The organism is Streptomyces sp. NPDC041068 (assembly GCF_040647455.1).
Lineage (GTDB): Bacteria > Actinomycetota > Actinomycetes > Streptomycetales > Streptomycetaceae > Streptomyces.
Genome location: NZ_JBEZCG010000001.1, coordinates 285929 through 299214 on the forward strand (window position 1 = coordinate 285929; position 13286 = coordinate 299214).

The 13286-nt window shown below is 72.0% G+C and carries 11 protein-coding genes; 5 read left to right on the forward strand and 6 right to left on the reverse strand.

What is annotated here, in order from left to right:
• Nucleotides 1–87: 87 nt before the first annotated feature.
• On the forward strand, nt 88–1575 hold the full coding sequence (locus tag AB0B50_RS01030; RefSeq protein ID WP_362323574.1) for a PepSY domain-containing protein: 1488 nt from the start codon (nt 88–90) through the stop codon (nt 1573–1575).
• An 86-nt stretch (nt 1576–1661) separates the two neighbouring features.
• Here the strand turns inward: AB0B50_RS01030 and AB0B50_RS01035 are convergent, their stop codons facing one another.
• On the reverse strand, nt 1662–1814 hold the full coding sequence (locus AB0B50_RS01035) for a hypothetical protein (RefSeq protein WP_362323576.1): 153 nt from the start codon (nt 1812–1814) through the stop codon (nt 1662–1664).
• 215 nt (nt 1815–2029) lie between these two features.
• Between AB0B50_RS01035 and AB0B50_RS01040 the strand changes: the two genes are divergently transcribed.
• Together AB0B50_RS01040 and AB0B50_RS01045 are read left to right on the forward strand one after the other, a co-directional pair.
• Nucleotides 2030–2593, forward strand: a complete 564-nt coding sequence (locus AB0B50_RS01040) for a hypothetical protein (RefSeq protein ID WP_362323578.1) — start codon at nt 2030–2032, stop codon at nt 2591–2593.
• A 539-nt stretch (nt 2594–3132) separates the two neighbouring features.
• Nucleotides 3133–5706 (forward strand): hypothetical protein, encoded by a 2574-nt coding sequence (locus AB0B50_RS01045; RefSeq protein ID WP_362323581.1) that lies wholly within the window; start codon nt 3133–3135, stop codon nt 5704–5706.
• Between the two features lie 98 nt (nt 5707–5804).
• On the opposite strand, the gene AB0B50_RS01050 is transcribed toward AB0B50_RS01045, so the two are convergent.
• Nucleotides 5805–6773, reverse strand: a complete 969-nt coding sequence (locus tag AB0B50_RS01050) for a hypothetical protein (RefSeq protein ID WP_362323584.1) — start codon at nt 6771–6773, stop codon at nt 5805–5807.
• 335 nt (nt 6774–7108) lie between these two features.
• Nucleotides 7109–7798: a YoaK family protein gene (locus tag AB0B50_RS01055; protein ID WP_362323587.1), complete on the reverse strand. Its 690-nt coding sequence runs from the start codon at nt 7796–7798 to the stop codon at nt 7109–7111.
• A 186-nt stretch (nt 7799–7984) separates the two neighbouring features.
• Between AB0B50_RS01055 and AB0B50_RS01060 the strand changes: the two genes are divergently transcribed.
• Nucleotides 7985–8365 carry a ferredoxin gene (locus AB0B50_RS01060; RefSeq protein WP_362323589.1) on the forward strand — a complete coding sequence of 127 codons (381 nt, stop codon included), beginning with the start codon at nt 7985–7987 and terminating at the stop codon, nt 8363–8365.
• Between the two features lie 66 nt (nt 8366–8431).
• On the opposite strand, the gene AB0B50_RS01065 is transcribed toward AB0B50_RS01060, so the two are convergent.
• Entirely contained in the window at nt 8432–9055 is a 624-nt protein-coding gene (locus tag AB0B50_RS01065) for an isochorismatase family protein (RefSeq protein ID WP_362323592.1), read from the reverse strand.
• Between the two features lie 179 nt (nt 9056–9234).
• Nucleotides 9235–10227, reverse strand: a complete 993-nt coding sequence (locus tag AB0B50_RS01070) for a DJ-1/PfpI family protein (protein ID WP_362323595.1) — start codon at nt 10225–10227, stop codon at nt 9235–9237.
• A gap of 295 nt (nt 10228–10522) precedes the next feature.
• On the opposite strand from AB0B50_RS01070, the gene AB0B50_RS01075 reads away from it, so the two are divergent.
• Nucleotides 10523–11701, forward strand: coding sequence for an acyl-CoA dehydrogenase family protein (locus AB0B50_RS01075; RefSeq protein ID WP_362323598.1), 1179 nt, complete (start codon nt 10523–10525; stop codon nt 11699–11701).
• On the opposite strand, the gene AB0B50_RS01080 is transcribed toward AB0B50_RS01075, so the two are convergent.
• On the reverse strand, nt 11698–13266 hold the full coding sequence (locus AB0B50_RS01080; RefSeq protein ID WP_362323601.1) for an amino acid adenylation domain-containing protein: 1569 nt from the start codon (nt 13264–13266) through the stop codon (nt 11698–11700). The two genes, AB0B50_RS01075 and AB0B50_RS01080, sit on opposite strands and share 4 nt — an antisense overlap.
• Nucleotides 13267–13286: the final 20 nt, after the last annotated feature.

A 13286-nucleotide genomic window follows, 5' to 3' on the forward strand; every position in this document is an offset into this window, starting at 1 on the left:
TCGTGGGCCGACTCCTGGACCGGTCCGGCCGAAGCCGGGCCGCGGCCCGTCGGTCGATTCGACCGCGTCGATCCAGGAGAACGCGTCATGCCCGCCGAACCCACCGTCCTCGCCGCCGGCGACGGGCAGCAGCCAGCCGAGCCTCCGAAGCCGTCGCCACCGGCTCCGGAGGCCCGGCCCGCCGGGCGCAGGACCGGCTGGGCCTCCTTGCGCCCGCTGGTCCTGCGCCTGCACTTCTACGCCGGTGTGCTGATCGCGCCGTTCCTGCTGGTGGCGGCGGTGACGGGGTTGCTCTACGCGGGTTCGTTCGAGGCCGAGAAGATCGTGTACGCCGATGAGCTGCGCGTCCCCGTGGCCTCGGACAAGAACGAGCTGCCTCTCGCGCGCCAGGTGGCCGCGGCCCGCGAGGCGCACCCCGAGGGGAAGGTCAGTGCGGTCCGCCCGTCCCCGGAGGACGGCGACACCACGCGTGTCCTGCTGTCCGGGGTGCCCGGAGTCGACGCCGACCGGACGCTTGCCGTCTTCGTGAACCCGTACACGGGCGAGGTGCGCGGCGCGCTGGAGCAGTACGGGTCGGGCGGCGCCCTGCCGCTGCGGACCTGGATCGACGAACTCCACCGCGATCTGCACCTCGGCGAGCCGGGCCGCCTCTACAGCGAACTCGCCGCCAGCTGGCTGTGGGTGATCGCGGGCGGCGGCCTCGTCCTGTGGTTCGGGCGGCGCAGGGCGCGGCGGAAGCTGCGGGGCACCAAGGGCCGCCGCCGCACGCTGTCGCTGCACGGCACGGTCGGCGTCTGGGCGGCACTCGGCCTGTTCGTCCTGTCGGCGACGGGTCTGACCTGGTCGGCGTACGCGGGGGAGAGCATCGGCGACCTGCGGGAGGCGGTCGGCCAGACCACGCCCGCGGTGTCGGCGAGCGTGACGCCCGGAGGGGCGCCGGCGGCGGACTCGGGTGGGGAGCACGCGGGGCACGGCGCGGGGGCGGGCCCGGCCTCGGGGACCACAGGGGCGACCGGCCAGGACAAGAAGGATGTCGGCCTGGACGCCGTTCTGGGGTCCGCCCGGGAGAAGGGCCTTTCGAACCCGGTGGAGATCGTGCCGCCCGCCGACGCGTCCTCCGCGTACGTCGTCAAGCAGATCGGGCGCAGCTGGCCGGAGAAGCAGGACTCGGTCGCGGTGAACCCGGCGAACGGCGAGGTCACGGACGTCCTGCGGTTCGACGACTACCCCGTCCTCGCCAAGCTGACGCGCTGGGGCATCGACGCGCACACCGGCACCCTCTTCGGCCTGGCCAACCAGATCGCGCTGGCCGCGCTGGCCGTCTGTCTGATCCTGCTGATCGTCTGGGGCTACCGGATGTGGTGGCAGCGAGGCCGCGGTTCGCGCTTCGGCCGCCCGATGCCGCGCGGCGCGTGGCGGGACGTCCCGGCTCATGTTCTGGTCCCCTTGATGGCGGCGATCGCCGTACTCGGCTACTTCGTGCCGCTGCTGGGCATCCCGCTGGTTGCCTTCCTGGCGGTGGACATCGTGCTGGGGGAGATCGCGTACCGGCGGGGGAGGCGTACGTACGCGTGAGGTCAGGCCGGGGGCTTGTCCGCGGCGAGCCGCGCGGCCTCGGCTCTGATCCGCCGAGCGCGGTGGCCATGGCGGGACGGAACTCCCTAGCGGCTGGTCCACCAGGCGATTCCCGTACCGCTCGCTGTGGTCACCAGCGTGACCAGCCAGGTGGGGATGCGCTGGACGATCAAGTGCAGTCCTCCCAGCCGGAGTTCGAGGAACGGCTGCGCAGGTGACGTGGGGGGATTCGTGGCCATGGGGGCACCCTTCGCATGAGGAGAAGTCGCGAAGTTCAGAATGCCGGGCACATTTCGCCAACGGTGAGAATACACCAAGATATGCATTTATCTGTCCCTCGATGGGGTGAACTCGGGTGCAGGGGTGCGGAGTTGAGGCGGAGGGGGGCGGCGTAGGGGTACCTGCCGCTTGCCTCATGGCCTGGCGCGCCGACGTTCCGGGATCTAATGGCGCGATGGACACACGGATATGGGATGCCCTGCCGCAAGCCGTGCGAGAGCGTGTGGACGAGTTGGTGACGGCGGACCGCATGGTGGGGGCCATGAAGGAGGTCTGGGAGGCGTTCGGCGAGGGCGGCGCCCTCGCCGGAGTGCCGCGTCCCGGTGGCTTGCGCGCGTGCCAGGACCTCGTGGCCGCCCGTTACGCGGTGCTCGCCGATCGCGTCACGCGCCTCTCTCCGCCCACCGTGGCCGACATGGCGGCTGCGATTCGGGCCGAGGCGGGGCGGCCTGTGGTGATCGAGGCGCTGTGGGACGGGGACACCCAGGGGTGGATGGTGGATGTCGTCGCCGTCTTTCCTCCGGCCGGCGGCGGAGCGGTGCCTCGGGATCTTCGACTCGCCACGCTTCGCCATGGATCCGACCTGCGGATCTTCAACGGACAGGCGCCGCCCTGGCCGGAGGCCGTCGAGGCGCGGGGGGTCGGTGAGGAGTTGGCCGGGATGTTCCGGATCCCCTTCCACTTCGCGAGCCCGGAAGAGCCCGATGACCAGGCATCCCGGTGGTGGGACACCCGCTGACCGCCGACCGCTCGCAAAGAGGTGCGAACCCATGGGTGTGACCGGCCGCAGATCGGGCACTCGATGGGTGAGCCCCGCCGTGTCTCCCCCGTCGCGGCGGGGCTCCCTTCGCTCCGGCAGTCGGAGCTCTCCGGCCGTGTCGGACCACACGATCCACTTCACGGTCCGCACCAGGCCTTTGTCGGCCCGGTGGCCGGGTGCATCCCTTGTGCGGACTGAGCCGGCACGTGTCGCTGACGAGCGTCGCGACGGCGGCGAGGAGGGTGACCGCGATGCCGGTGACCGTGGCCTGGAGGGCGGAGAGGGTGCGCTGTTCCGGAAGACCGCCCATGTCATTGCCCGCCCCTCGCGCCCGGAACCTTCCCGGATTGGCTGGCCCAAGTGGCGCGCGGCACGCGTACGTTGCGTTCCTCGTCCTCAGGGGTGACGTCAGGGTCGTCTCCGTCCTGGGGGCGAGACCCGACCCCGACGAGGATTCCGGGGCGGGCCGCCCTCGCGCAGGACGACCGACTCCGGCAGGCCCATGTGTGCTGTGAGGCATGGGCTCTGATCGGCGTACGACCAGGAATGCGGGCCGCGGTGGCGCGGTGATCGCGGTGCAGGCCGAGTCGGCGGCGCGGACGAACATCCCCGTCGCCGCCGACCGCCGGGCGGCGCGGGGAAAGTACCTGTCGCTCCTGTCCACCGAAGAGCCGCCGGACGAGGGCTGGTTCGCGACGTACGCGATCGAGGCGCCCGCGGCCGGGACGTACGAACTGGCCGCGGTTGCCACCGCCCCCGTCGAACTCCCGCACACCGAGGCGGTCGCCTCGTACATCGAGATCGCCGTCGACGGCGGGCCGCCGAGGGAGGTCGGACGGTCCCAGCCGCACTGGTACGAGTCCGAGGCGGCGTGGGGTGATCTGAGTGTCCTCGCGCTGGGTGACGTCGAACTGCACGCGGGTGGGCAGGAGTTGACTTTCCGGGTGGAGGAGAAGGTGGCCGTCGGCGACGCCCTCGCGTATGCCCTGGCCCTCGACTGCTTCACGCTGACGCGCGTGGAGGGCACCGTGCTGCGCGATGCGTACCTCGGTGATCCACGGACCGGCATGGGTACGTACCGGCACGGCGAGCCGGCCTGCCTGAGCTTCCGTGTCGCCGGACCGGACGACCGTGCTGCCGCGCGCCGCGTGCGGTACGCGGTCATCGACTACTTCGGGGAACGCGTGGCCGACGGCGCCGTGACCGTCCCCGTCGGACGGCGGCTCGCGTCGGTGACGCTCCCCCAACTCCCGCCCGGTAACTACCGCGTGGAGGCCGACCTCGCCGAAGGGGCAGGCAGCGGAGCCGGTCTGACCCGGCACTTCGCCTGTCTGCCCGAACGGGGCGCGGTGAGCGGGCCCGCCAACCGGTTCGGCGTCAACGCCTTCGTCTTCTCGCTGGTTCCGCCCTCGCGCCTGGACGCCTTCGCCGCCGGGATGAAGGACATGGGCGTGGGCTGCGTGCGGGACGGCAACGCCTGGCCCACGGCCGAGCCGGCGCGCGGCGCCTACGCCACCGAGCACTACGACCGCATCACCCGCGCCCTGCGCCGACACGGCCTGACCTCGCTGGAAGTCGTCTCGGCCGCCCCCGAGTGGGCGATGACCGACGCCTCGCTGCCGCTCCCCGCGGATCTGCGGGACGCCTACCGCTACGCACGCCATCTGGCCGTCGGGCGCGACGAGTTGGCCACGCCCGAAGCGCTGCAGCTGTCCAACGAACCGGACGTCGACGTCACCCGTGGCACCGGTGACGCGCACGCCGCCTACGTCAAGGCGGCCGCCCTCGGCATCGCGGACGCGCCCCACCCGCCGCTCGCCGTGCTGCCGGGCATCGCCGAGGCGGGCCACTTCCAGCGGCTGATGCTGGAGAACGACGTCGTGCGGTACGCCGATGTCTGGGCCTTCCACGGCTATCCGGACCCCGCGGAGCAGGACGAGCCGGCGTTCCCGGGCGCCGCCGACGAGCAGCACGACCTCGCACGCCGGTACGGGAGCGGCGTACCGCTGTGGATGACCGAGAGCGGGGCCTTCCTCGACGCGCTTCCCGGGAGCGATCTGGATGCCGCCCAACAGGTCGTGCAGGCGCGGTACTTGGTGCGCTCCATGGTGGAAGGCCTTGCCGCGGGGAACGACCGGCAGTTCTGGTTCGGGGGTCCGCCCATCCATGACGAGGGCGTGTACTTCGGGCTGCTCAGCCGCGAATTCCAGCCCTGGCCCGCCTACAGCGCGTGCGCGGCGCTGGCGTCGCTGCTCGGCGAGGCGCACTTCGTGAGCTCGTTGGAGGGGCTGCCGTCGGAGGCGGTCGGGCACGTCTTCGCCACGGGGGAGCGCGACGGGGCGGGGCGTTCGGTGACCGTCACGGTCGTGTGGGCGCCGGAGCCCGGTCGCGTCCAACTGCCCGTGCAGGGTGAGTGTTTGGGTGTGCGCGACATCATGGGAAGGCGCGTAGGGGCGGGCGGCGGTGCGGTCGCCGTGGTCTCGGGTGCGGTGGAGGTGGCGGTCTCGCGCGACCCCGTGTACGTGGTCGCGGCGGGCGGCGAGGAGATCGTGCGTACGCGTACGGAACCACCAGGTCGGCGGCGGCGTGAGCGCTCCGATGCCGAACACATCGTCCTCAGCCAGCGCTACTCCGCCCGCAACGCCGCACCCGGCAAGGACAACGGCGACGCCCCGCCGCCGCTCGGCTACCGGCTCGGGTCCCGCACCCGGATGGCCCTGGACGTCTACAACTTCACCGCTTCGGAGCGGACCGTCACCGTCGCCGCCGACCCGGCCGAGGGGTGGTCGGCGCGGGCGGAGGGGGCGCGGCGCGTCCGGGTCCCTGCGATGGGGCGCACCAGTGTGGAGTTCACGCTCACCGCGGACAAGACGGTGAAGCGGCGGGTCGACTACCGCTTGGCGTTCTCCGCGGAGCTGGAGAGGACGGAGTACGGCGGCGAGGGCGAGGGCGTAGGTGTGGGCGAGGGCGAGGGCGTAGGTGTGGGCGAGGGCGAGGGCGAGGGCGGCGACGGCGGCGGGCCGGGCTCCGTGCCTCCGTCCGTCGCGATGATCCAGCTCAAGCCGCTGGCGCGCCGCCGCGCGGAGGGCTGAGGCGCGGCGGCGCGCGGGAGTGGTGCCCACCCCCGGGGGACGGATCGGGGTGGGCACCGGTCTATGGGTGACTGCTGCCGGAGGTATCCGGCCGACCGTCAGCCGAACTTCACCGAGCTGATCTTGTTGTTGAAGCCGATGGTGGCCAGGTCGGCGACGTCGCCGTTGACGGTCTTCGACTCGCCGGTGCAGCCGCGGCCGGACCAGATCTTCGCCGAGCCGCTGAGCGAGATCGACGACGTCACCTTGGGCCGCGCCACGTTCTGGCAGCCCTTGCCCGCGACGCCCTGCGCCGGACCGCTGTCCGAGAAGTTGGCGTCGTCGAAGAGGATCGCGCTGGTGGCCGGGGCCCGCGCCGCCTCGTCGGAGGCGGGCTCGTCCTGTGCCTGGTCGGACCCGGTTCCGTCCTGGTCCTCCTGGCCGGCGGGCACCCCGGACTTCTGTCCGTCGGGCTGGACGCCGAACCAAGTGCCGCCCACGCCCTGGCCGTTGGTCTGGCCCGGCTTCGTGTCCTTGCTGAAGCGGTAGACCGGCCAGCCGCCGACGGTCACCTGGTGGGTGCCGTCGTCGCGGGTGATGACGCCGACCTGGGACGGGTCCACGCCGTCGACGAAGATCTTGCCGCCCGGGTTCACGAGCACGGGAGGCCACGTGGTGGCGCAGGCGTCGTTGCAGTTCGACTTGGAGGGCGACGCGGTGTCCTTGTCGAAGCGGTACAGGGTGAAGCCGGAGCCGTTGACGACGACCGGGTCGAGGGCGCCCGCCCGGCTTGCCGAGAGCTGAACCCACTTGCGCTGCACCGGCTTCGCCGCGGGCTTGCCGGGGGCGTTGGCCCAGTCGCCCGTCATCTTGGGGGCGCTGTTCTGCTGGGCGGTGCCGGACTTGAGGGAGAGCTCCATGGAGTCCGATGACGCCGACGAGGAGACTGAACCGGGGGACTGCGCGCCGGAGTTGCCGTCGTCACCGCCGCCGCAGGCGGAGAGCAGCAGGGCGCCCGCGGCAGCGAAGGACGCGAACAGGGCGGTGTTCCTGCGGTACTTGCCGGTCGTGCTGGCCGTGCTGGTCATCGGGGTCTCCCTGGGATCGTGATGCGTGGTGGCGTTGCCGTGGCTGCTGATCCGGCGCCGTGTGTCCGGCGCCGCGTAACTCGGCTTCTCGGAGCGTGAGTACGGGGGCGGGGCGCGGGCTTGTTCAGCGCGGACGGGACCGAGACCAAACCGAGACATTGTCTAAAACGGGATAACTTCCGGGAGTTGAGTCAATCGCGAGAGTGTCGTGTGAGCGGAGTGACAGGGGAAGTCGGACCCTCCGGGGCGGTTGGCCCTCCGGGTCGGTTGGCCCCTCCGGGGGGTCGGTCGCCCCTCCGGATCGGTCGCCCCTCCGGGGCGGTCAGCCCCCGGGGTCAGTCGGCTTCGCGGTACGCGAGCGCCGTCGCCGCGACGATCGACGTACTCAGGAGCAGCGGCCAGCCGATGCCGTGGTGGAGCACGAGCCAGGCGCCGAGGACCGCGCCCGCGAGCATCGCGGCGACGGCGACGACCCGGCGGACGGCCCGCAGGTCGGTGCCGCCCGCGAGACGTGACTCGGCGGCGAGCGCCGCGAGGGTGCGCGTGAGGACCGTCGTGGTCATGTCCGGGACGGCCAGCCTGCCGACGGTGCCGTTGCGCAGTCCCATCGCGAGGGCGACGAGGACGATCACCGGATACGGCGGCGTTCCGTCACTTGCGAACGCGACGACGGTGGCGATCGCGAGCAGCAGCGCCTCGCCCCAGACCGCGGTGCGGACCCACGGGACGCGGTGTCGACCGCGGAAGGCGAGCGCGAGTCGGCCCGCGGCCACGGCGCCGACGAGGAAGGCCGAGAGGGACACCAGCGACCCCGTGACGGAGAACCCCGGTGCACCGGCCAGGGCGAAGCCGATGACGACGACGTTTCCCGTCATGTTCGCGGTGAAGACGCGGCCGAGGCCGAGATAGCAGATGGCGTCGACGAGGCCGCTGACGGCGGTCAGGGTGACGAGGACCAGGGACAGCGGATGGCGGTCGCCGATCTCCGCGGTCGGTACGGAACGGCTTCCGTGATGAGTCGTCATCCCGTCGTTCTACCGCGCGGCGCCGGGCCCGACGGGCGTGGCGGGGCGGCCCGATGGAGCATTCGCACCGACAAATCGAAGGGCACGTGGAGTGCCGCGGGGCGCCTTTCCTCCTCCGGGGCGGTTGGGCCATGTTTGGGTCACCAGAGGTGCGGCTACCCGTGCGGGAGCGAAGGGAGAGGCCCCGTGACATCGACGACAACCCCGTCCGCGCCCGAGGAGCTCGGCCACCACGATCTCGTCCGCTATCTGGAGGACCGCTTCGCCTGCGCGCAGGCCTGTGACGACTGCGTACGCGAATGCGCCATGCGGCAGGGCCCAGCGGAGCCGGGTGACGGCCCCCGCCTCAACAGCGCCTGCGCGGACGTGTGCGACGCGACGTCCCGTGTCCTGGCCGAGCAGAGCGACCAGGACGAACAGCGCGTCCGTATGCAGGTCGAGTGGTGCCGGGCCGTCTGCCTGCAGTGCGCGTCGCTCTGCGACCTCGGCCCCGCGTCGGTCCAGTGCGCCGAGGCCTGCCGCCGCTGCGCGAAGGCGTGCGACGAGTTCCTGACGACGATGGGCTGACGCGGGGCCGAGGCCGGGAGCCGGACGCCGAGCGGCGGCTCACATTCTTCAGGCGGCTCAGGCGGCTCAGGCCGGAAGGCCGTCGACGGTGGGGACGACCGGGCCGAACCGGTCGGTGATGGTGGTCAGCGCGGCGGCCTGCAGGGCGGCGGCGGGCACGACCGCGCCGTTCGGAGCGGTGAGGGAACGAGTGGCGGTGGCCTCGGCGACGACCGTGGGCCGGTAGCCGTGGTTGACGGCGCCCTGGGCGGTGAACTGGACGCACATGTGCGTCATGAACCCGGCCAGGACGAGGTCCTTGTCACAGCCCGGGGCGAAGCCGAGGCCGGTCAGGGTCTTCTCCAGGTCGGTGGCCTGGAAGGAGTCGGGCAGCCCCTTGACGACGACCGGCTCGCCGTCCCGCGGAGCGACCTCGTCGCTGATCGAACCGATGTGGGCGCGGATGTCGTACGGGGTGTTCTCGCCGCTGTCGTTGATGACGTGGACGACCGGGATGCCCGCGGCACGGGCGCGCTCCAGCAGACGGGCGGCGGCCGCGAGCGCCTCGTCGGCGCCCTCCAGTGCCATCACGCCGGTGCGGTAGGTGTTCTGGAAGTCGACCAGGACGAGGGCGGACTCGGCGAGCCGCGGCGGACGGTTGTCCAGGCCGAACACGTCGCGCAGGGCCTTGGACGGGTTGGTGCTGCTCATGAGGTGCCTCTCTTCATGTCGTTCAGGGAACGGAAACCGGTACTGGAACGGACCGGTACGGGGACGGGAACCGGAGCGGGTACTGGAACGGGAACGGGAACGGGTACTGGAACAGGCATGGCGAAGCCCGCTGCCCGGCGGGCCTGCCGGGAAGTGAAGTGCGGGGAACCGAACCGGGATCAGGCGGAACGCGTGCGGAAGCGACGGCGATAGGCCACCGGCGTGGTGGCCAGCTGCCGCCGGAACGCCCGGTGCAGCGTCTCGACCGAGCCGAGCCCGGCGGCGGCCGCGATCCGGTCGAGCGGATCGTCGGTGGTCTCCAGGAGCCGCCGGGCGACCTCGATGCGGGCGGCCTCCACGTACGCGGCGGGGCTGGTGCCCGTCTCCTGGGTGAAGACCCGGGCGAAGTGCCGCTCGCTCAGACACATCCGCGCGGCCAGGGCGCCCGCGGACAGGTCGTCGTCGAGGTGGTCGGCGATCCACAGCCGCAGCTCGTCGATGTCACGACGTGTGGTGGCCGACCGGCCGAGCGGTACGGAGAACTGGCTCTGCCCGCCCTGCCGTTTGAGGTACAGCACCAGCTGCCGGGCCACCGCGAGCGCGGTCTGCTCGCCCTGGTCCTCGGCGACCAGCGCGAGGGCCAGGTCCAGGCAGGCGCTGATCCCCGCCCCCGTCCACAGCCGCCCCCGATCGGTGCGGACGAAGATGGGGTCAGGGTCGACCGTGACGTCCGGATGGTCGGCCGCGAGCTGTGCCGCGGTCGACCAGTGGGTGGTCGCCGTCTTCCCGTCGAGCAGTCCCGCCGCGGCCAGCAGGTGCGCGCCTACGCACACCGACGCCACCCGCCGGGCGTGCGGCGCGGTGTCCTTCACCCACGCCACGACGTCCGGGTCGACACGGGCCACGGGCCCGTCATCGGCCATGTCGACCGCACCCGGCACCAGCAGCGTGTCCACGTCCTCGCCGACCTCGTCGAAGGAGAGATCGGCGAGGATCCGCACGCCCGCCGACGTGCGGACCGCTCCGGCGGCGGGCCCGGCGAGTCGGACCCGGTAGCCGGCGCGGCCCGCGGTCTCGCGGTTGGCGAGCGCGAAGACCTCGGCGGGGCCGGTGACGTCGAGGAGGTCGACATCGGGGAAGACCGCGATGACGACCCTGTGCGGAAGGGGCATGACCCCATCCTCATCGCCCCGCCCCATGGCCGCAATGACGATTCCCTGTCACATTCGGACACGCGCCCGTCCGAATCCGCAGTTCAGCGGGCCGGGCCGCCGGAGTCACGGCCGAGGCCCGCGGGCGGTCGGCCGGTCGCCGACCGCGTCGCCGCCATTCCCTATTTCTGAAACGCGTTCTACTGTGTGCGCCGTCGGATCCGGGACCGAGCGAGCCGAGCAGTGGGCCGATCAGCGAGCCGAGCAGTGGGCCAGAGCCGAACCGTGAGCCACCAGTAGAGCGCCTGGAGGGGCCGTGCACCTCGAATACACGCCTGAGCAGCAGCAGTTGCGCACCGAGCTCCGTGCGTACTTCGCCGAGCTGGTGCCCGACAACGCCTACGCGCGGTACGCCGACCCCGCGTCCCAGAAGCGGTTCTACCGCGAGACCATCCGCCGCCTGGGGACGGACGGCTGGCTCGGGGTCGGGTGGCCGAAGGAGTACGGCGGGCGCGGGCTCACCCCCATGGAACAGTTCATCTTCTTCGACGAGGCCGCCCAGGCCGGTGTGCCGCTGCCGCTCATGGCCCTCAACACCGTCGGGCCGACGATCATGCAGTTCGGCACGGAGGAGCAGAAGGCGTACTTCCTGCCGAGGATCCTCTCCGGAGAGCTCGACTTCGCCATCGGCTACAGCGAACCCGACGCGGGCACCGACCTCGCAGCCCTGAAGACCAGGGCCGTCAGGGACGGCGACGAGTACGTCGTCGACGGACAGAAGATCTGGACGACCAACGGCGACACCGCCGACTGGGTCTGGCTCGCCGTCCGCACCGACCCCGACGCGCCGCCCCACAAGGGCATCACCATGCTCCTCGTACCGACGAGCGACCCCGGCTACTCCTGCACCCTCATCAACACCCTTGCCTCGCACGACACCACGGCCAGTTACTACGAGAACATCCGCGTCCCCGTCTCCCGCCGCGTCGGCGAGGAGAACAAGGGCTGGCGCCTGATCACCAACCAGCTCAACCACGAGCGCGTCACCCTCGCCGCCCACGGCACCATGGCGATCCGCGCCCTGCACGACGTCCAGCGCTGGGCCATGGACACCAAGCTCGCCGACGGCCGCCGCGTCATCGACCTGGCCTGGGTCCGCCAGCGCCTGGCGAGGACCCACACCAGGCTCGACGCGATGAAGCTCCTCAACTGGCAGATGGTGAACGCCGTCCAGGAGGGCACCCTCACCCCGCAGGACGCCTCCGCCGTCAAGGTCTACGGCTCCGAGGCGCGCCGCGACGCGTACGCCTGGCTCATGGAGGTGGTCGGCGCGGCGGGCGCCCTCAAGGAGGGCTCGGCGGGCACGGTCCTCCACGGCGAACTGGAACGCGGCTACCGCTCGGCCGTCATCTTCACCTTCGGCGGCGGCAACAACGAGATCCAGCGCGAGATCATCTCCTGGATCGGCCTGGGGATGCCCCGCGTGCGGCGTTAGCCTCGGCTCCGCTGCGCGGCCAGGGCCTTGCGGTCGATCTTGCCGTTGGTGTTGAGGGGGAACGCGTCGCGGTGCTCGAAGCGGCTCGGCACCATGTACACGGGCAGCCGCTCGCGCAGGAACGTCGTCAGGTCCGCGGCCCGAGTGGGCGTGCCGGTGTAGTGGGCCACCAGGGTGGCGTCGCCGTCGCCCGGATCGGCGACCACGACCGCCTCCCGGATGTCCGGATGACGGGTCAGCCGGGCCTCGATCTCGCCGACCTCGATGCGATGGCCGCGGATCTTCACCTGGTCGTCGATGCGGCCGAGGAACACCAGGCCGCCCTGCGCCGGTCCGACGATGTCGCCGGTGCGGTAGTAGTCGTCGGGTCCGGGAGCCTCGCCGTCGAGTACGCGCGCGGCCTCGCCGGGAGCCCAGCGGACGAAGCGGTCGGCGTCGTGGGCGGGGTCGAGGTATCCGGCGAACCGCTGGGGCCCGCGGACGCACAGCTCGCCGGTGGCCGCGGGGTGCCCGTCGTCGCCGAGCACGACATGGTCCAGATGGGGGAGTACGTCGCCGATGGGCATCGTGTTGTTGGAACCGGGCGTCGCCACTTCGCCCTTGTTGCCGACCCGGCCCTGCACGCACACCACGCTGACCTCGGTGGGGCCGTACATGTTGCGCAGCTCGGCCTGTGGGGCGGCCGCGGCCCACTGCTCGGCCTGTTCGGTGGTGAGGCGCTCGCCACCGAACATGACCTTGGTGAGGCCGGGCAGCGAGTCCGGCTCCAGGCTCCCGGTGCGGGCCGCGATGGTGCCGACGGAGGGAACGCAGAACCAGTGCGTGATCTTCTTGGCCGGTACGAAGCGGGACGGCCGCAGGACGTCGTTGGGTTGTGGCACGACCAGGGCGCCGCCCGACCCCCAGGTGACGAACAGCTCGTACACGGCCACGTCGAAGGAGAGCTCGACGTTCTGTGAGGTGCGGTCCTCACAGGTGAAGCCGCAGTCGTCGATCGCCCAGGAGATGAACGGCACGATGTTGGCGTGCCGGATGGGCACGCCACGGGGGCGGCCGGTCGAACCGGACGTGTAGAGGATGTACGCGATGCCCTGCGGATCGGGATGGGCGTCGTCGTGATGGGCGTCGAGGACGGCCGGTTCGACGGCATCGGTGTGCGCGGCGTCTGCGGGGAGCACCAGGGGAATGCCGAGCACGTCGGTCGGATCCTCGGCGGCGCGCCATCCCGCCGTGTCACGCACCACGATGTCGAGCGCGGCGTCCCGGGCGATGGTCTGCGTACGGGGCGGCGGGAAGGCCGGGTTGAGGGGGACGGCGGCGGCGCCCAGGCGCAGCGCCGCGAGATATCCGACGTAGGCGGGAAGGCTGCGTGCGGCGAGCAGACCCACCCTGGTGGGCCGCCGGCCGAGGGTGCGTACGAGGTCGGCGGCCAGCCGGGTGGACTCCCGATCCAACTCGGCGTACGTCAGGGTTCGGTCGCCGACTTCGAGGGCGATGCGGTCCGGGTGGCGTGCGGCGGACGCGGCGAACAGCCCGAAGAGGGTGGAGGGGACGGCTGGCGGCATGGTTGCGGTTCCCGTCGGGG

What these genes read in the sequence shown, in the direction of transcription:
- AB0B50_RS01030 (WP_362323574.1), top strand. Translation starts at nt 88, where the DNA reads ATGCCCGCCGAACCCACCGTCCTCGCCGCCGGCGACGGGCAGCAGCCA.
- AB0B50_RS01035 (WP_362323576.1), bottom strand. Translation starts at nt 1,814, where the DNA reads ATGGCCACGAATCCCCCCACGTCACCTGCGCAGCCGTTCCTCGAACTC.
- AB0B50_RS01040 (WP_362323578.1), top strand. Translation starts at nt 2,030, where the DNA reads ATGGACACACGGATATGGGATGCCCTGCCGCAAGCCGTGCGAGAGCGT.
- AB0B50_RS01045 (WP_362323581.1), top strand. Translation starts at nt 3,133, where the DNA reads ATGGGCTCTGATCGGCGTACGACCAGGAATGCGGGCCGCGGTGGCGCG.
- AB0B50_RS01050 (WP_362323584.1), bottom strand. Translation starts at nt 6,773, where the DNA reads ATGACCAGCACGGCCAGCACGACCGGCAAGTACCGCAGGAACACCGCC.
- AB0B50_RS01055 (WP_362323587.1), bottom strand. Translation starts at nt 7,798, where the DNA reads ATGACGACTCATCACGGAAGCCGTTCCGTACCGACCGCGGAGATCGGC.
- AB0B50_RS01065 (WP_362323592.1), bottom strand. Translation starts at nt 9,055, where the DNA reads ATGAGCAGCACCAACCCGTCCAAGGCCCTGCGCGACGTGTTCGGCCTG.
- AB0B50_RS01070 (WP_362323595.1), bottom strand. Translation starts at nt 10,227, where the DNA reads ATGCCCCTTCCGCACAGGGTCGTCATCGCGGTCTTCCCCGATGTCGAC.
- AB0B50_RS01080 (WP_362323601.1), bottom strand. Translation starts at nt 13,266, where the DNA reads ATGCCGCCAGCCGTCCCCTCCACCCTCTTCGGGCTGTTCGCCGCGTCC.